This is a genomic window from Streptomyces sp. NPDC054047 (genome assembly GCF_055585065.1).
The window spans coordinates 15,702-32,940 of sequence record NZ_JBVJKV010000013.1; the positions used below are offsets into that span (position 1 = coordinate 15,702).

17 protein-coding genes are annotated in these 17,239 nt (G+C 72.0%); 9 read left to right on the forward strand and 8 right to left on the reverse strand.

What is annotated here, in order from left to right:
• Positions 1–25 precede the first annotated feature (25 nt).
• Positions 26–1,543 (forward strand): glutamate-cysteine ligase family protein, encoded by a 1,518-nt coding sequence (locus tag ACZ6ZP_RS35655; RefSeq protein ID WP_351170049.1) that lies wholly within the window; start codon positions 26–28, stop codon positions 1,541–1,543.
• Between the two features lie 30 nt (positions 1,544–1,573).
• Here ACZ6ZP_RS35655 and ACZ6ZP_RS35660 read toward each other — a convergent pair whose 3' ends face one another.
• Positions 1,574–3,346, reverse strand: a complete 1,773-nt coding sequence (locus ACZ6ZP_RS35660; protein WP_469409951.1) for a substrate-binding and VWA domain-containing protein — start codon at positions 3,344–3,346, stop codon at positions 1,574–1,576.
• Between the two features lie 166 nt (positions 3,347–3,512).
• On the opposite strand from ACZ6ZP_RS35660, the gene ACZ6ZP_RS35665 reads away from it, so the two are divergent.
• Positions 3,513–4,313 carry a CPBP family intramembrane glutamic endopeptidase gene (locus ACZ6ZP_RS35665; RefSeq protein ID WP_383825867.1) on the forward strand — a complete coding sequence of 267 codons (801 nt, stop codon included), beginning with the start codon at positions 3,513–3,515 and terminating at the stop codon, positions 4,311–4,313.
• Between the two features lie 122 nt (positions 4,314–4,435).
• Here ACZ6ZP_RS35665 and ACZ6ZP_RS35670 read toward each other — a convergent pair whose 3' ends face one another.
• On the reverse strand, positions 4,436–5,257 hold the full coding sequence (locus tag ACZ6ZP_RS35670; RefSeq protein ID WP_469409952.1) for a PhzF family phenazine biosynthesis protein: 822 nt from the start codon (positions 5,255–5,257) through the stop codon (positions 4,436–4,438).
• 885 nt (positions 5,258–6,142) lie between these two features.
• Between ACZ6ZP_RS35670 and ACZ6ZP_RS35675 the strand changes: the two genes are divergently transcribed.
• The gene (locus ACZ6ZP_RS35675; protein ID WP_469409954.1) at positions 6,143–6,766 is read left to right on the forward strand and encodes a PadR family transcriptional regulator; all 624 of its coding nucleotides are present in this window, start codon (positions 6,143–6,145) and stop codon (positions 6,764–6,766) included.
• Between the two features lie 98 nt (positions 6,767–6,864).
• On the opposite strand, the gene ACZ6ZP_RS35680 is transcribed toward ACZ6ZP_RS35675, so the two are convergent.
• Positions 6,865–7,293 carry a type II toxin-antitoxin system Rv0910 family toxin gene (locus ACZ6ZP_RS35680; RefSeq protein ID WP_361469375.1) on the reverse strand — a complete coding sequence of 143 codons (429 nt, stop codon included), beginning with the start codon at positions 7,291–7,293 and terminating at the stop codon, positions 6,865–6,867.
• Positions 7,294–7,603: 310 nt separating this feature from the next.
• Between ACZ6ZP_RS35680 and ACZ6ZP_RS35685 the strand changes: the two genes are divergently transcribed.
• Positions 7,604–8,491, forward strand: coding sequence for a putative protein N(5)-glutamine methyltransferase (locus tag ACZ6ZP_RS35685; protein ID WP_469409958.1), 888 nt, complete (start codon positions 7,604–7,606; stop codon positions 8,489–8,491).
• A 47-nt stretch (positions 8,492–8,538) separates the two neighbouring features.
• On the opposite strand, the gene ACZ6ZP_RS35690 is transcribed toward ACZ6ZP_RS35685, so the two are convergent.
• Positions 8,539–8,709: a hypothetical protein gene (locus ACZ6ZP_RS35690; protein WP_351170032.1), complete on the reverse strand. Its 171-nt coding sequence runs from the start codon at positions 8,707–8,709 to the stop codon at positions 8,539–8,541.
• A gap of 215 nt (positions 8,710–8,924) precedes the next feature.
• Here ACZ6ZP_RS35690 and ACZ6ZP_RS35695 point away from each other — a divergent pair, with 215 nt between their 5' ends.
• From ACZ6ZP_RS35695 to ACZ6ZP_RS35705, 3 genes are all read left to right on the forward strand, one after another.
• Positions 8,925–9,536: a Clp protease N-terminal domain-containing protein gene (locus ACZ6ZP_RS35695; protein WP_361469369.1), complete on the forward strand. Its 612-nt coding sequence runs from the start codon at positions 8,925–8,927 to the stop codon at positions 9,534–9,536.
• A 52-nt stretch (positions 9,537–9,588) separates the two neighbouring features.
• Positions 9,589–10,605, forward strand: a complete 1,017-nt coding sequence (locus tag ACZ6ZP_RS35700; protein WP_351170026.1) for an EamA family transporter — start codon at positions 9,589–9,591, stop codon at positions 10,603–10,605.
• A 172-nt stretch (positions 10,606–10,777) separates the two neighbouring features.
• Positions 10,778–11,737 carry a DMT family transporter gene (locus tag ACZ6ZP_RS35705; protein ID WP_469409961.1) on the forward strand — a complete coding sequence of 320 codons (960 nt, stop codon included), beginning with the start codon at positions 10,778–10,780 and terminating at the stop codon, positions 11,735–11,737.
• 108 nt (positions 11,738–11,845) lie between these two features.
• Here ACZ6ZP_RS35705 and ACZ6ZP_RS35710 read toward each other — a convergent pair whose 3' ends face one another.
• Both ACZ6ZP_RS35710 and ACZ6ZP_RS35715 read right to left on the reverse strand, forming a co-directional pair.
• Positions 11,846–12,481 carry an FMN-binding negative transcriptional regulator gene (locus ACZ6ZP_RS35710; RefSeq protein ID WP_351170020.1) on the reverse strand — a complete coding sequence of 212 codons (636 nt, stop codon included), beginning with the start codon at positions 12,479–12,481 and terminating at the stop codon, positions 11,846–11,848.
• Positions 12,481–13,203: a pyridoxamine 5'-phosphate oxidase family protein gene (locus ACZ6ZP_RS35715; protein ID WP_361469360.1), complete on the reverse strand. Its 723-nt coding sequence runs from the start codon at positions 13,201–13,203 to the stop codon at positions 12,481–12,483. Before ACZ6ZP_RS35715 ends, ACZ6ZP_RS35710 begins: the two co-directional genes overlap by 1 nt.
• Positions 13,204–13,238: 35 nt before the next feature.
• Between ACZ6ZP_RS35715 and ACZ6ZP_RS35720 the strand changes: the two genes are divergently transcribed.
• Positions 13,239–14,570 (forward strand): aminotransferase class I/II-fold pyridoxal phosphate-dependent enzyme, encoded by a 1,332-nt coding sequence (locus tag ACZ6ZP_RS35720; protein WP_383825850.1) that lies wholly within the window; start codon positions 13,239–13,241, stop codon positions 14,568–14,570.
• Positions 14,571–14,650: 80 nt separating this feature from the next.
• On the opposite strand, the gene ACZ6ZP_RS35725 is transcribed toward ACZ6ZP_RS35720, so the two are convergent.
• Positions 14,651–15,640 carry a DMT family transporter gene (locus ACZ6ZP_RS35725; protein ID WP_469410191.1) on the reverse strand — a complete coding sequence of 330 codons (990 nt, stop codon included), beginning with the start codon at positions 15,638–15,640 and terminating at the stop codon, positions 14,651–14,653.
• A gap of 74 nt (positions 15,641–15,714) precedes the next feature.
• Between ACZ6ZP_RS35725 and ACZ6ZP_RS35730 the strand changes: the two genes are divergently transcribed.
• Positions 15,715–16,620, forward strand: a complete 906-nt coding sequence (locus tag ACZ6ZP_RS35730) for a LysR family transcriptional regulator (protein WP_383825847.1) — start codon at positions 15,715–15,717, stop codon at positions 16,618–16,620.
• Here the strand turns inward: ACZ6ZP_RS35730 and ACZ6ZP_RS35735 are convergent, their stop codons facing one another.
• Positions 16,621–17,100, reverse strand: coding sequence for a pyridoxamine 5'-phosphate oxidase family protein (locus ACZ6ZP_RS35735; RefSeq protein WP_469409965.1), 480 nt, complete (start codon positions 17,098–17,100; stop codon positions 16,621–16,623).
• Positions 17,101–17,239: the final 139 nt, after the last annotated feature.

Below are 17,239 nucleotides of genomic sequence, written 5' to 3' on the forward strand. Positions count from 1 at the left end.
GCCCATCCGAGGAGGGGACGCTTCGATGGGGGAGAAGGTCGTAGCAGGAACGTTTGACCTGGCCGAGCGGCACCGGTACCGGAGCAAGCTCAGGGAGTGTCTCGCGGGGCTGCGGAGACTGTTGGACGAGGAGCGGTTCGACCGCCCCCAGAACCTGATGGGGGTGGAGATAGAGTTGAATCTCGCGGGGCCCGACGGCATGCCGAGAATGCTGAATGCGGAAGTTCTCGAGCGCATCGCAAGCCGCGACTTCCAGACCGAACTCGGAATGTTCAATCTTGAAGTCAATATCGCCCCGCACCGATTGGGCGGACGGGTTCTCGACCGCCTCGCCGAAGAGCTGCGCACCGGCCTCGCCTATGCCCACCGGAAAGCCAACGAGGTGAACGCGGGCATTGTGATGATCGGTATTCTGCCGACGCTCGCCCACCACGACCTGGTCTCGGGGAACCTCTCCGACGTCGACCGCTACGCGCTGCTCAACGACCAGATCGTGGCCGCCCGCGGCGAGGACTTCGTCCTGGACATCCAGGGCATCGAGCGGCTGACCTGCACCTCCGCGTCGATCGCGCCCGAAGCGGCCTGCACCTCCGTGCAGTTGCACCTCCAGGTCACACCGGGCAGGTTCGCCGACGTGTGGAACGCGGCGCAGGCCGTCGCCGCGGCGCAGGTCGCCGTCGGCGCCAACGCGCCCTTCCTGTTCGGGCGCGAGCTGTGGCGCGAATCCCGGCCGCCGCTGTTCCTGCAGTCCACCGACACCCGCCCGCCCGAGCTACAGGCACAGGGCGTGCGGCCGCGGACCTGGTTCGGCGAACGCTGGATCAGCGACGCGTACGAGCTCTTCGAGGAGAACCTGCGCTACTTTCCCGCGCTGCTTCCCCTCATGGACGACGAGGACCCGCTGGAGGCGCTCGACGACGGCCGGGTGCCCCAGCTGGGCGAACTCGTCCTGCACAACGGCACCGTGTACCGCTGGAACCGTCCCGTGTACGGCATCGCCGGCGGCGTCCCGCACCTGCGCGTGGAGAACCGCGTCCTGCCCGCGGGCCCCACCGTCACCGACGTCATCGCCAACGCCGCCTTCTACTACGGCGTCGTACGCGCCCTCGCCGAGGAGCCCCGGCCCGTGTGGACCCGGCTGCCCTTCGAGGCCGCGGCGAGCAACTTCGACACCGCGTGCCGCGACGGCATCGAGGCCCGGCTGCAATGGCCCCGGCGCGGCCGCTACGGAGGGCTGGTCGAGGTGCCCGCGGTCGCTCTCGTACGCGACGAGCTGTTGCCGCTCGCCGCGGCGGGGCTCGACGCGTGGGGAGTCGAACCCGCCGACCGGGACTTCTACCTCGGCGTCATCGAGGAGCGCTGCAGGCGGCGGGTGAACGGGGCGTCCTGGCAGGCGGCGACCTACCACCAGGCCCTGGAGACCGGGCTCGAACGCGAGGCCGCGCTCGCGGCGACCACCCGGCGCTACGCCGAGCTGATGCACGCGGGGGACCCGGTGCACACCTGGCCGGTGGGGCTGCCCGAACCGGCCTTCCTGAGCTGAGGCGCCGCGCCGAGGCGCACGGGGGCGGGCTCAGCCGTGGCTGCCCGCCTCCATGATGGCCTTGAGGATGACCGCGTGGATCTGCGCCGGATCATCGACCTGGTGACCTGATCCGCCGGTCGCCTCCGCGATCTGCACGACCTCCTCCTTGTCCGCGTTCGGGCCGACCGCGATCGCGATGAGCGGCACCGGGCGCTTGGGGTCGGCGAGGTTCTCCAGCTGTGCGATGAGGTTGCTGCGCGAGATGGAGCCGAGGTCCTGGTTCGCGCCGTCCGTGAGCACCACGAGCGCGTTGAACTTGCCCTTCGCGTAGGTGGACGTGGCTTCCTTGTACGCCGCAAGCGTCGTGTCGTACAGGCCGGTCGCGCCGCCCGGGATGGGCGCCAGATCGCTGAAGGCCTCCGAGACCTTGTCCCGCTGGGTGCCGCCGCCCTTGCGGTCGCCGAGCCGCTCGGTCGGCACGAGCTTGCGGTAGTCGCGCTCGCCGTCCAGGAGGGTGGAGAACTCCCAGAGGCCGATCTCGTCCTCGTCGGTGAACCCCGCGAGGGCCTGGAGGAGCGAGGACTTGGTGACCTCCATCCGCGTCTGCCCCCGGCCCGGCACGAGCTGGCCCATGGAGTCCGAGACGTCGACGACGGTGCTGAGCCGGGCGCTCTGGACGGTGATCGTCCACATGCCGAGCGTCTCCTGCACCTCCTTCTCGGAGGGAGGATCGGTCGGTTCGTCGCCGTACGGCTGGGGGGTCCGGCCGCCTGCCGCCGTGATGAGCTTCGCCGACGGGGCCTCGGTGCCCGTCCTGAAGCCGTGCCTCTCCAGGATCGCGCGCCCCTCGTCGTCGCCGAACAGCGTCATGAAGCGCAGGGCGGCCCGGCTCTGGTCCGTGGACAGCTCGTCCTCCTGGACCAGCGTGTACGGGTAGTCGAGGCGCGGCGAGCCGTCCTTCGGATAGAACATGTCCAGGCTGTTCTCCTCGCCCGCCGTCGCGTTGTGCTTGAACGCGGCCTGCTCGGAGAGGATCAGCGCCTGGTTGCGGCGCGGGTTGCCCTGCTCGGTGCCGGAGGCGTCGCGGGCCAGGGTGTCAAGGAGCTGGCTGTCGCTGTCGGAGGTGCGCGCGGACAGGGCCTTGGCCAGCCCGGCGGCCTGGGTGTCGCCGTCCTTGCCGCCCGACTTCTTCGCCGAGGCGCTCAGCTTGGCGAGGGCCAGCAGGCCGGTCGCGCTGCGGGCCGGATCGGCGGCGCCGAGCCGCAGCTTGTCGCCCTTCATCGCCGCGCCGGTCAACTCCGGCCAGTCGTACGTCTTCTTGGGCCAGCCCAGGGATTCGGCGGCCGAAGGGACCATGGCCATGCCGACCGGCGACGAGGCTATGTTCCCCGCGGGCGACACCTTGTTCTGCCGGCCGCCCAGGCCCACGCGCTGCAGCCACAGTTCGGAGTCCGGCACCCACACGTCGTAGCCCGGATCGCCCTTGCCCGTGCGCAGCTGGTCGGCGACCTTGTAGGAGTCACGGGCGGTGACCCGTACGTCGATGCAGGCTCCGTCGGACGCGACCTCGTTCTCGCGCGCGTCGTCGGCGGCCGCGCGCAGGGCGGGGGCGATGTCGGGCGCGGCGACGACGTCCAGCTCCACCGCGTCGTCGCTGCACGAACCGCCGAAGGTGAGCAGGTCGCTGCGGACGGCGACCGCGGTGCCCGCCGCGACCGTCAGGACCAGTGCCGTCGCGATGGCCACGGTGCGGCCGCGGGTGCGTGGCCGAGGGTCGGGTGCGTCCGTCCCGTACTCATCGGGCAAGCTGTGACGTCCCATGGCGGTGGTGCCCCTCCTTGAGTGATGAAGCAAGGAAAGAGGGGGTGGCATGACCGCAGTCGGCGTCCGTCCCCCTCGGCCTGTCGCGCACGATCTTCGTAACTCTTTTCGAGACCCTAGCGGGGCGGAGATGGGGATGAGGCGGGAATACTCAACTGGAGGCGGAGTGCAAGCGGAGCCCGGGCCGTTGGCCGGTTCTTTTCGGGGCGAGGAGCCATCGCGACGGATCCTCCGGGACGAGACGCTGCTCGTCCTGGCACTTTCCCTGGGTGCGAGCGGTGTGTCCGCGCTGATCAGCTTTGTCGGGTCGGTCACCAAACCGGGTGGTCTGAAGGATCAGGCGGCGACCATGAACGCGTCGGCCGCTCCGGGGCGGCCATGGCTTGATCTCGCGTGGCAATTGTTCGGAATCTCCACCGCGTTGGTGCCGGTCGCGCTGGTCGCGCACTTCCTGATCCGGGAGGGCGCCGGGCTGCGCACGATCGGCTTCGACCGGAGCAGGCCGTGGCCGGACCTGGGGCGCGGGGCGGCGATCGCGGCGGTGATCGGCAGCACCGGGATCGCCTTCTATCTGGCGGCGCGCGGGCTCGGGTTCAACCTGACGGTGGTACCGGAGGACCTGCCCGACGTGTGGTGGAAGTACCCGGTGCTCGTGCTGTCCGCGGTGCAGAACGCGGTGCTCGAGGAAGTGATCGTCGTCGGCTATCTGCTGCGCAGGTTCGGGCAGTTGGGGTGGACGCCGATGGCCGCGCTGGTCGGCAGCTCGGTGCTGCGCGGCTCGTACCACCTCTACCAGGGCATCGGCGGGTTCATCGGGAACATGGCGATGGGGGTGGTCTTCGTGCTCCTGTACCGGCGGTGGGGGCGGGTCGGACCGCTGGTGGTGGCCCATTCGCTGTTGGACATCGGCGCGTTCGTCGGGTACGCGCTGCTCGCGGGGAAGGTGGGGTGGCTGCCGACGCCTTAGGCGGCGGGCAGGGCGGTGCTGGGCTGGCGCGGACGGTGCTGGGCTGGCGCGGACGGTGCTGTGGGGACGTACGACCGGGTGTCGTGCGTCCCCACGGTTGCGTCAGGTGTCAGGGGGTGGTGTCAGGCGTGGAGCTCGCCCTCGATGACGGTGACCGCGCGGCCGGTCACCACGGTGCGGTCGCCGCGCAGTTCCGTGCGGACGAGACCGCTGCGGGCCGAGGCCTGCAGGCCGTTGAGTTCCGCGCGGCCCAGGCGCTCGGACCAGAAGGGGGCCAGGGCGGTGTGGGCGCTGCCGGTCACCGGGTCCTCGTCGATGCCGACGCGCGGGAAGAAGCCGCGGGAGACGAAGTCGTAGCCGCGGCCGGGGTCTTCGGCGCGTGCGGTGGCGATGATGCCGCGCCTGGAGTGCTGGGCCAGGGCCTTGTGGTCCGGTGTGAGGGCGCGCACGGTCTTCTCGTCCGCGAGCTCGACCAGCAGGTCGCCGAGGTTCGCCCCGGTGTCGTACACCGCGAGCGGCTCGGCGCCGAGTGCCTCCGCCGCGCCGGCGGGGATCTCGGCCGGGGTGAGCGGGGCGGTCGGGAAGTCCATGGCGATGTTGCCGTCGGCGTGCGCGGTCGTGGTCAGGACACCGCTGCGGGTGGCGAAGCGCACGGTGCCCTCGGCGGTGCCGGTGGCCTGTAGCACGTGGGCCGTGGCGAGCGTGGCGTGGCCGCAGAGGTCGACCTCGGTGGTGGGCGTGAACCAACGCAGCGCCCAGTCGGCTTCGCCGTGCGCGGGGAGGCGGTGGGCGAAGGCGGTCTCGGCGTGGTTGACCTCCGCGGCCACGTTCTGGAGCCAGGCGTCCTCGGGGAATGCGTCGAGGAGGAGGACACCTGCGGGGTTGCCCGTGAAGGGGCGGTCGGAGAAGGCGTCGACGATGCGGATGCGGTGGGAAGTGGACATGTCGATGACGCTAGCGGGCCAATGCGGGGGTGGGACAAGGCCAATTGGGGGTTGGTGGCCCGTTGGGGGGCGGTTTGGGGGGTGCCACGCGTGAGTGGGGCTCGGTGGACTGGGTGTAGTGGGGGGCGGGGCTTGCTGGGGGCTGCCGTGGGGGCGCGGGTGCGGGGGTTGCCGGTGCCGGTGCCGGTGCCGGTGTGGTGGGGTCGACGGTGGTGGTCGGTGAGTCCGGTGGCGGCGCCGTCGGTGTGCGGTCGCTGCTCCCTCTCCGGTCGTGGCATCGGCGATGACCCGGCCTGTCCGGCCCAGTCGCCGGGTGGCCCTGCCCTCCCCTGCGGGTGCCGGTGCCGGTGCTGGTGCCGGTGTGGTGGGGCTGGCTGGCGGGTCGACGGTGGTGGTCGGTGAGTCCGGTGGCGGCGCCGTCGGTGTGCGGTCGCTGCTCCCTCTCCGTTCGGGCCGTTGGTGATGACCCGGCCTGTCCGGCCCAGCCGCCGGGTGGCCCTGCCCTGCCCTGCGGGTGTCGGCGCCGGTGTGGTGGGGCTGGCTTCGTGTGAGGCGTCGGCCGGGCTCGTGAGCGTGATCGCGTACGGCTCAGGGGGCGTCGTTGGCGGGGTCGACGGTGGTGGTCGGTGAGTCGGGTGGCGGCGCCGTCGGTGTGCGGTCGCTGCTCCCGCTCCGTTCGGGCCGTTGGTGATGACCCGGCCTGTCGTCCGACCCAGTCGCCGGGTGGCTCTGCCCTCCCCCCAAGCTCCTGACCTGCTGCTCTGCCCAACCCCTCAGAAGAGCCTTGCCATGCGAACTGTTCCGATATATCGTTGACGCATCGCGACAGATCAACGATGGCGCGATAGATCACCTACAAGATCAAGCACACGAGGAGTGATTGCTATGCGTTCCCACGGTTATGAACACGAGCACGGACGTGGAAAGTGCGGCCCCGGCCATGAGGGTCGGGGTGGCTTCGAGGGCCGGCGCGCCGCTTTCGGTCCCTTTGGGCCCGGCTTCGGCGGTCCCGGTGGACCCGGCGGCCCCTGGGGTGGCGGACGAGGCGGCAGGGGCGGTCCGCGCGGGAGGGCGCGGCGCGGCGACGTACGCGCGTCGATCCTGGCCCTGCTGAAGGACCGGCCGATGCACGGCTACGAGATGATCCAGGAGATCGCCGAGCGCAGCGGCGGGGCATGGAAGCCCAGCCCCGGTTCGGTCTACCCGACCCTCCAGCTCCTGGAGGACGAGGGTCTGATCAGAAGCGCGAGCGAGGGCGGCAAGAAGCTCTTCTCGCTCACCGAGGCCGGTGTCACCGCGGCCGAAGAAGGTCCTGACGCGCCTTGGGAAGAGGCCGGGCGCGGGGTCGACTGGGAGACGCTGAACGAGATCCGGCAGGCCGGCTTCGGTCTGATGGAGGCGTTCGGCCAGGTCTGGAAGACCGGCAGCAAGGAACAGCGCGAGAAGGCTCTCACGGTCATCAACGACGCCCGTAAGAAGCTGTACCTGATCCTCGCCGATGAGGACTGAGGTCGTGGGGGTCGATGACCCCCATGACCGCTGAGGCGCCCCGCACTTCGCGTGTGGGGCGCCTCTTTGCGTACGAGCTGCCTGCGGGGGAGTCTCGCTCAGGTCACCAGGCCCGCCAGCTTCCGCAAGGACTCGTTCAGCGCCGCCGTCGCCGAGTCCTTCAGCTTGCCCGCCATCAGGGAGACCGCCGCGCCCGTGAAGTCGCCGTCGATGCGTACGTTCGTCGCGTCCCCGTCGGGCGTGAGCGTGTAGCGCGTGCCGACCGTGACGCCCATCGGGCCCTTGCCCTTGATGGCCAGGGTGCGCTCGCTCTCCAGGTCCTCGATCGTCCAGTTGACCTCGGCGGGGAAGCCCATCAGCTTCATGTTCTCCAGGAACGTGCCGCCCACCTCCAGCGTGGTGGGACCGCCCTTGGGAAAGTTCGTGTGCGTGGCGTTCCACTCGCCGTACGAGGAGAAGTCGGTGAGCTGGGCCCAGACCTTCTCCGCGGGCGCCTCGATCCGTGCTTCCGCGCTGACTTCGGCCATGCGACACCCCTTCTCTGTGGGCGCTGCGGCGGGGCGCAGCTGTGGTGTCGCGGAACGTAGCCGCAGGGCCTGGAACATTCAATACTGATGAACCGTCAGATGTCGTGGACGCTCCGGGGTGCCGCCCCTGCTGCCCGGAACCGGGTCGGGTACTGTTGCCCTCCCCGCGACGGACGCGGGCAGACGGACACAGGAGGTGAGACCCATTACCGCAGCAGCAGGTCGGGCGCTCCCCCTTCGCGACCGCGCGGTTCACCCGGCATAGGTGACCGAGGGAGCCCCATAGGCGTCCCGAAAGGTTCCTCTTCTCATGTCGGTCTCACCTTCGTCACCCGCGGCATCCTCGTCACCCGCGGCACCCGCGGCACCCTCGTCTTCCGTGGCCCCCTCGTCACCCACGGCATCCGCCGCGTCGCCCATAACGCCCCTCGCGCCTTCCGTCATCGTCACCAGGCTGCGCGCCGCCGGTTGTGTCTTCGCCGAGGACGAGGCGCAGTTGCTCGCCGACACCGCGCGTGACCCCGCCGAGCTCGCCGCCATGGTGGAGCGGCGCGTCAGCGGTCGGCCGCTCGAACACGTCCTGGGCTGGGCGGAGTTCCGCGGTCTGCGGATCGCCGTGGACGCCGGGGTCTTCGTGCCCCGGCGGCGCACCGAGTTCCTCGTGCAGCAGGCCGCCGCCCTCGCCGGGCCCGGGGCGGTCGTCGTCGACCTGTGCTGCGGCTCGGGCGCGCTCGGGGCCGCGCTCGGCGCCGCCGTCGCCGGGGTCGAGCTGCACGCCGCCGACATCGACCCCGCCGCTGTGCGGTGCGCCCGGCGCAACCTCGCCGATGCCGGGGGGCGGGTGTACGAGGGCGACCTCTACGAGCCGCTGCCCGGCGCCCTTCAGGGCCGCGTCGACGTACTGCTGGCGAACGTCCCCTACGTACCCACCGAAGAGGTCGGTCTCCTGCCGCCGGAAGCCCGTATCCACGAGGCGCGTGTGGCGCTCGACGGTGGCGCGGACGGCCTCGACGTCCTGCGGCGGGTGACGGCGGACGCGGCGCGCTGGCTGGCTCCCGGCGGCCGGCTGCTGTTCGAGACGAGTGAGCGGCAGGTGCCGTACGCGCTCGACGCGGTCGCCGACGGCGGGCTCGTGGCGCGGTCGGTGAGCGACGAGGAGATGTACGCGACGGTCGTCATCGGGACGCGGCCCGCGTAGGTCTCGTCCGGGGAGCGCGGGGCCTGGCGGGGTCAGGGGGGCGTGGTTCAGCCGACCTTGCGTATGACCGCGGCGTCGAAGAGGTCGCACGCCCTGGGGAAGGGGCCCTCGTCGTGGCAGTGCCAGGCCTCCCAGAACAGGTCGGCGGGCAGTGCGTCATCGGGTGCGTACACCCGATACACGTACTGCCTGCCGTCGATCGCCGGCAGCGCGACCATCCAGCACTCGCACTCCATGCCTGAAAGACGAGTGACCGGTGCGTCATGGTTGCGTTCCCGGCGCGAATCAAGGCGGCGCGCGCCCCTCGGGGAAGAACAGTGGGATCTCATCCGTAAGGAGGAGAAGCCACACATGCGTACCCAACCTGTGTCGGACGCGAAGATGCTTCCCGCCGCCGATGACGGCGCTCTTGGGGGCTGATGGGGTGGGAGATGTGCAAAGCCGTACCCCGCAGGGCGCCGAGCCCGGCCCGACCCGAGCAGACATCGACTCCCGACTCAGCGCAGCGCTGGCGTCGGTGGTGGCAGGCGCGCGCCGGCGTGCGGTGCGCGACGGGGACCGGCAGATCGACACCGCGCATCTGCTGCACTCCCTGCTGGAGACCGACCCCGACGTGCGGGCGGCCTTCGACGACGGGGCGCACGTGGTGCGGCTGCTCGGCTATCTCGTCCAGCGCAGCATCGGCTACGGCCTGCAGTGGCAGGGGACGGTCGAGGACTCCGGAGCCGTGCCGCTGGTGCGGGCGGGCAACCCCGCCTCCGTGCAGTCCGCCCCGGTGAAGGAGACGGGCTGGTCGCCGTCCGCGACCGCCGCCATGGAGGCGGCCATCGAGCGGGCCGGCCGACGCGGTGAACCGCGTGCCCTCGGCATGGACCTCCTTGCGGCGCTCGCCGCCGATCCGGACTGCCGCGCGGTCGAGGTCCTGGGGCGGGCCGGGGTCGACGCGCGGGCGATCCTGCGGCGGATCGAGGACGATCCGTTCCCCGGGACGCCCGCCGACGCGTTTCCGTACGCCGACCCCTACGCCGAGACGTCCGCGGATTGAGACAGGGTCTACCGAGGATGACGCTCATGACACGCCCTGACATGCTGGGCCGGTGCAAGCGTCTCAGGGGAAACAGGCAGGCTCGCGGCTGAGCCACGGGAGAGGCGTCGGTCTGGGGCTCGCCCTGGGGTCGGCAGTCGCCTTCGGTGGTTCGGGTGTCGCGGCCAAGCCGCTGATCGAGGCGGGCCTCGACCCGCTGCATGTGGTGTGGCTGCGGGTGACGGGCGCCGCCCTGGTGATGCTGCCGGTCGCCTGGCGCCACCGCGGACTGCTGTTGCGCAGGCCCGCGCTGCTGCTCGGCTTCGGCCTGCTCGCCGTGGCCGGTGTCCAGGCCTGCTACTTCGCGGCGATCTCCCGCATCCCCGTGGGCGTCGCGCTCCTGATCGAGTACCTCGCGCCCGCGCTCGTCCTCGGCTGGGTGCGCTTCGTGCAGCGGCGGCCGGTGACGCGGGCGGCCGCGGTGGGCGTGGTGCTCGCGGTCGGCGGGCTCGCCTGTGTCGTGGAGGTGTGGGCCGGGCTGAGCTTCGACGCCGTGGGGCTGCTGCTCGCGCTGGGCGCCGCGTGCTGCCAGGTCGGCTACTTCGTCCTGTCCGACCAGGGCAGCGACGCGGGGGACGACTCTCCCGACCCGCTCGGCGTCATCGCGTTCGGACTGCTGATCGGCGCCGTGGTGGTGACCGTGGTGGCGCGGCCGTGGGGCATGGACTGGTCGGTGCTCGCAGGCAGCGCGGACATGGACGGCTCGGCCGTTCCCGCGTGGACGCTCATCGCCTGGATCGTGCTCGTCGCGACCGTCGTCGCCTACGTCACCGGGGTGCTCTCGGTGCGTCGGCTCTCCCCGCAGGTGGCAGGCGTCGTGGCCTGTCTGGAAGCGGTCATCGCGACCGTGCTGGCCTGGGTCATTCTGGGCGAACACCTGTCGGCGCCGCAGATCGTCGGGGGCGCCGTGGTGCTCGTCGGGGCGTTCATCGCGCAGTCGTCCACGCCCGCCAAGCCCCGGGAGGGGCCGACCGCGGGCGGCCTTCCGGAGCCGGAAGAGCAGTTGTCGTCGACCGGCACCGCCGCCTAGGGTGCTGATCATGCATTCACGCGCGCTCGTTCTTCCGCCTCCCGCCGCTTAAGCGCGGGCACCTCCTGGATCACACCCGGCCGGTCGCCGGGTGGAACGACGCTGCCCGCAGACGGAGCCAAGGACCTTCTTTTCCTTTCTGCGGAGAACTCACGTGTCGAATGTGTCGCATGTGTCGACTGTTGCCTCCGGCCTGTCCGTCGGACGCGGCCTCTTCTATCTGATCGTCGCCGGTACGGCCTGGGGCACCGCCGGTGCCGCCGCCGCACTGGTCTTCAACGCCAGTGACATGGGGCCGGTCGCCCTGTCCTTCTGGCGCTGCGCCGGCGGCTTCGTGCTGCTGTTCGCCGTCCGGCTGGTGCGGGCGCGCCGACGGCTCTCGTACGCCGCCGCGGGCGCGCCGCTGCGGCGCAGGCTGCCGCGGATCGTGGCCACCGGCGTGGCCCTCGCCGTGTTCCAGACCGCCTACTTCGCCGCCGTCGAGTCGACCGGGCTCGCGGTCGGCACGGTGGTCACCATGGGTGCCGGGCCCGTGCTCATCGCGCTCGGGGCGCGGTTCACCCTGGGGGAGCGGCTCGGGGCGGGCGGCGTCGTGGCCGTGGCCGGGGCCCTCGCCGGGCTCGTGGTGCTCGTCCTGGGCGGCGGCGGCGCCAGCGTGCGACCGCTGGGCGTCGGGTGGGGGCTGCTCTCGGCGGCCGCGTATGCCGCGATGACGCTGCTCACGCGGTGGTGGGGGCGGGACGGCGGCGCCGACTCGTCCGACACGACGGTCTGGTCGTTCGCCGTGGTGTCCGTCTGCCTGCTGCCGCTCGCCGCGGTGGAGGGCCTCGTCCCGCATGCCGCCGATCCGGCGCGGATGGGCCTCTACCTGCTGTACATCGTCGTGATCCCGACGGCGGTCGCCTACGCGCTGTACTTCGCGGGCGCCGCCGTCATCCGGTCCGCGACCGTCTCCGTGATCACGCTCCTCGAACCGCTGAGCGCCGCGGTCATCGCGGTCGTGCTGCTGGGCGAGGAGCTGACCGTCTCGACGGTGGTCGGCACCTTGCTGATGCTGGCCGCGGTGACGGGCCTCGCGGTCGCGGAGACGCGGGGCGTGGCCGCGGCGCGTCGGGAGGCGGCCGTGGCCTGAGAGGGCTCGCGGGGCGCGGCTTTTGTGACCGCGCCCCACGGGCGCCGCCCTCTGTCCGCGGGTTGGTGGGGGCTGGTCGCGCAGCTCCCCGCGACCCTGACGGGGCGCTCAGCGGCGGCGCAGTTGGTGTTCGTGTGCCGCCCTGTCGCGTGGGCCGTCGCGTTGCGTGAGGCCCGCCGCGATTCTGTTCCGGACCTCCTGCGGCTTGTGGCTCGCGTACTTGAACTTGGCTTGTACGTCCGTCACTTCGAGGCACAGGGCGCGGATGCCGGAGAGCATGCGGCCGAACGGCGCCTCGCCCACCGCTGCCGGGGCCGAGCCGCCCTCCGGCTGGAAGTGGGCGACCTGGCGGTTGAGCAGCTCGGCCTTCTCCTCCGGGGCGTCCACGATGCGGGCGGTGCACCGGAGCTGGACGGCGGCGTAGAAGCTGGTCGGCACGCCGTGCTCGGGCGGGGTGTCGGGGGGCGCCTGCCAGGGGCCCGGCACGTACACGTAGTCGTCCACCACGCTGAGCAGCACTTCCGGATCGGCTTCGAGCGCGGGCCACAGCGGGTTGGGGCGCGCCAGGTGGGTGATCACGCGGCCGTGCGGGCCGTGGTCCGGTTCGTAGGCGAAGTGCGCGGGCTGGACGTGCGGGGGCTCTCCGGGCAGGCCGTTCACGGCGAGCTGCCCGAAGTCGTGGGCGGCCAGCCACTGCTGCCACTCGGTGTCGGAGCGCGGCGCGTCCCAGGGGTGGATCAGCATCACAGCTCGATCAGGTAGTCGGGGGCCTCGATGCCGGGGGACAGGTCGGCCGACGGGACGAGCGGGTCGTGGCCCTTGCGCAGCGGGACGACGCCGGCCCAGTGGGGCAGGTCGAGGTCCTCGGGGTCGTCGTTCGGGCCGCCGGTGCGCACCTTGGCGGAGACCGCGGCGAGGTCGAGGCTGAGCACGGCGGTGGCCGCGAGCTCCTTGGCGTTCGCGGGGCGGGAGTCGGCGGAGCGGCCCGGCACGACATGGTCGACGAGTGCGTCCAGGGCGGCGCGCTTCTCCTCGGGGTCCGTGACCTGGTGGGCGGTGCCGTGGATCACCACGGAGCGGTAGTTGATCGAGTGGTGGAAGGCCGACCGGGCCAGGACGAGGCCGTCGACGTGGGTGACGGTCAGGCAGACCGCGAGCCCCGGGTCGGCTTCCTGCTGCCGGGCGTCGCCCGCCATCCGCAGCGGCCTAGAACCCGTCGAGCCGTGCACGTACAGGCGCTCGCCCACCCGGCCGTACAGCGTCGGCAGGACGATCGGGGAGCCGTCCCGCACGAAGCCGAGGTGGCAGACGTAGGCCTCGTCGAGTATCGCGTGCACCAGTTCCTGGTCGTACGCGGCGCGGTCGCGCCCGCGGGTGGGCACGGTCAGGTCGGTCGGCGCGTACGAGGCGGTGTCGGTGGCGGTCTCGACGCCGGTGTCGATGCCGGACTCGGATGCGACGCTCATTGCCTTCTCCATTGCACTAGTGCATAATCTGGTTTGTGCTAGGAGAGTATCGGATCGAAGGCCGGCGTGCAGCTGAGATCGCTGCCAGCGTGGAGCGCGCGGTGGGCGGCGGTGACCTGGAGCCGGGTCAACTGCTGCCGCCGATGCGCGAGTTGGCGGAGCGGCTCGGGGTGAATCCCAATACGGTGGCCGCCGCCTACCGCACGCTGCGCGAACGCGGCGTGATCGAGACGGCGGGGCGGCGCGGCAGCCGCGTACGCCCCAAGCCCGCGACGACGGTGCGTGAGCTGATCCGGGTGGACGTGCCCGCCGGTGTGCGCGACGTGTCGAACGGCAATCCGGACACGGCGCTGCTTCCGCCGCTCGCCGAGGCGTTCGCGGCCGCCGCCGCGGAGGGCGACCGGCATCCCGTGCTGTACGGGGAGGAGGCCGTGGACCCGGAAATGACCCGCCACGCGCGCGTGGCCCTCGACGAGGACGGCGTGCCGGACGGCCCTGTCGCCGTCACCTCGGGCTCCCTCGACGCGATCGAGCGCGTGCTCGCCGCGCACCTCAAGCCCGGCGACGCGGTGGCGGTGGAGGACCCGGGCTGGGGCAGCCTGCTCGACCTGATGCCGGTGCTCGGGCTGCGCACGGTCCCGGTGGGCGTCGACGACGACGGGCCGCTGCCCGCAGACGTGGAGGAGGCGCTGCGCGGCGGCGTGCGGGCGATCATCGTCACCGACCGCGCCCAGAACCCGACCGGCGCCGCGATCAGTGCTCCACGCGCGCGTGCCCTGCGCGAGGTGCTCTCCGCGCACAAGGACGTGCTGCTCGTGGAGGACGACCACGGCCACGCCATCGTCGACCTGCCGCTGCACCCGCTGGCGGGCGTGACCCGCAGCTGGGCCTTCGTCCGCTCCACGGCCAAGGCGTACGGACCGGACCTGCGGCTCGCCCTGCTCACGGGGGACGCCGTCACCGTCGATCGCGTGCAAGGGCGTCAGCGGCTCGGCCCCGGGTGGGTGAGCCATCTGTCGCAGCGCGCCGTGGTGCGTCTGTGGGAGGGCGGGGCGGTGGACCCGGCCCAGGTGGCGGCGTCCTACGGGAAGCGGCGTGACGCCCTGATCGCCGCACTCGCCGAGCGGGGCGTCGCGGCGCACGGGCGCAGCGGGATGAACGTGTGGGTGCCCGTGCCGGACGAGACCGGCGCGGTCGCCCGGCTGCTGCACGCGGGGTGGGCCGTCGCCCCGGGCGCGCGGTTCCGGATGGGTGCGCGGCCCGGGGTGCGGATCACGGTGTCGACGCTCGGCGCCGGTGACATCGAAGCGGTGGCGGACGCCGTCGCCTCCGCCACCGGGCCCGCTCCCGCTCGCCGCTACGAGTGAGCGGGCTGCGGGCGGCGGGCGGCGGTACGAGCCCACCGGTTTCCGCACGGCCCTACGAGTCGGCCGGTTTCCGTACGGCGTTACGAGTCGGCGGGCTTGCGGGAGCGGTCGCGCGGCCTGGACTGGGTGAGGGCCGCGCCCGCAAGGACGATCACCGCGCCGACCGGCGTCGACCAGCTCAGGGACTCGCCGAGTACGGCCACGCCCGCGGCGGTGGCGATGACCGGGACGAAGTACGTGACCATCTGGGCCGTCGTCGGCCCGACCTCGGCGACCAGGCCGTACTGGATCAGGAAGGCGACCCCGGTGCCGACGGCGCCCAGCGCCACGATCGCAAGGAGCGGCACCACGGGGAAGTGCGTGGGAAGGGACGTGAACAGCGGGGTCACCACGGCCAGTTCGACGGTCGCGATCAGCAGCTGGGCGCCGGTCAGCGAGAGGTTCGAGTGGCCGCAGCCGGCCAGGGTGCGGCGCACGTAGATCCAGCCGATCGGGTAGCAGAGCGAGGCGAGCAGCGCCATCGCCGTACCGCCGAAGTCCAGCCCGTTGAAGCCCTGCCAGGCGCCGAGGACCGTGAGCACGCCGAGGAAGCCGATGCCGAGACCCGCGACCCTGCGCCGCGTGGGGCGGTCCTCGGAGAGCGCGACCAGGGAGAGCGCCATGCCCCACAGGGGCGACGTCGCGTTGCAGATGCCGGCCAGCGTGGACGGGATCGTCAGCTCGGCGTAGGCGAACAGCGAGAACGGCAGGGCGTTGAGCAGCAGCGCCGCGACCGCGAGATGCGCCCACGTCCGTGCGCCGCGCGGCAGCCGCTCGCGCTTGGTCACGAGGACGGCCGCGACGACCGCGGTGCCGAAGACCAGGCGGCCCAGGGTGACTTGGAACGGCGCGTAGCCTTCCGTGCCGACCTTGATCAGCAGGAAGCTGAAGCCCCAGATCAGCGAGAGGATGCCGAAGCGCAGGCGCCAGCCGATGGCGCGGCGCTGCGGACCGGCGGGGGAGGGGCCGGTGAACGGGACGGAGGGGGCGGAGGGGGCGGAAAGGGAGCCGGGAGGGGTGGTGACGCGCATGTACGTCACCTTGAAGCAGCCGACCTCGTAGGACAAGCGAAATAAACTGCCCGGTATCGCGTAGCATCGCTTACATGTTGAACCTGGAGCGTCTGCGCACGCTCGACGCACTGGCCCGGCACGGCTCGGTCAGCGGAGCCGCGGCGGGACTGCACGTCACGACGTCGGCCGTCTCCCAGCAGATGACCAAGCTGGAGCGCGAGGTGGGCCAGCAGCTCCTGGCCAAGAACGGCCGCGGGGTGCGTCTCACCGACGCCGGACGGCTGCTCGCCGAGCACGCCGCGCGCATCCTCTCCCAGGTGGAGCTCGCCAAGGCCGACCTGGAGGAGCAGCGCGGCAAGGCCGTGGGCGAGTTGCGCATCGCCGCGTTCCCCACCGCGATGCGCGGTCTGCTGCCCGCCACGCTCGCCGCGCTGCGCACCGGCCACCCCGGCCTGCGCGTCCGCTCCCAGGAGCTGGAGCCGCAGCCCGCGGTGGCCGCCGTGGTGCGCGGCGACATCGACATGGCGGTCGTCCTCGACTGGTACAACAAGCCGCTGCCGATGCCCGAAGGCCTGGTCAAGGCATCCCTCCTGGACGACCCCGCCGATGTCGCCATGCCCGCGGCGCACCCGCTGGCCGACCGCATTGACGTGGACCTGGAGGAGTTCGCGGACGACGAGTGGATCACCTGGGCGGAGGGGGAGTTCTGCCACGAGTGGCTGATGTTCACGCTGCGCGCCAAGGGCATCGAGCCGCGGATCGCCCACCGCGCGGAGGAGCATCACACCCAGCTCGCGCTGGTGGCCGCGGGCCTCGGGGTGTGCGTGGCACCGCAGTTGGGGCGCGATCCGATGCCCGCCGGGGTCAGGACGGTCCCGGTGCGCCACCGGGTGCACCGTCATGTGTACGTGGTGTGGCGCGCGGACGCGGACCGCAGGCCGTCGATCAGGGCCGCGGTGGAGGCGCTCCAGGGGGCGGGGGCCGGTCCTGGCGGGTGATCAGGTGCGGGCCCCCAGCTCCGCCAGCTTCCGGAAGTCCCAGGACGCGATCGCGTCGGGCGTGAGTCGGATCCAGGCGTGCTTCCCGTCGTACGGCATCGTGTCGAGGCCGAAGTACTTCTGATTGAACAGCCGCTCGGGAACGTCGAGTTCCGGGCAGGGATCGCCCACGCGCGGCGACTCGCCGACGAAGACCGCCGTCCCGGACAGCTCCACGCCCCGCAGCTCTCCGTACTCCTCGCCGGAGTCGATCACCACGGCGATCCGCCCGTTGCCGCGCAGATCCGCCCAGCGCCTGCTGCGGGTGATCGAGAACAGCCACAGGGACGTGCCGTCCCAGGCGAACCAGAGCGCACTGACGTGCGGGGCGCCGTCGCCGGACACGGTGGCGACCCGGCAGGTGCGCTCCGTGCCGAGGAACGCGTCGAGCTCGCCCGGCGACATCATGATCCGGCGGCCCCGGCGCTGTGTGACGGCCATCGTTCCTCCCGCGACAAGTGGAAAGGGTGGGCGCACAAAGGCAACTGACTGGGCGTCAGTTGCGTGCGTCAGGAAAGCATGCGGTCTCTTCCGCCGTGGCGCAATGGCCGCTAACCTCCGCGCATCCCGGGCGCCGGTT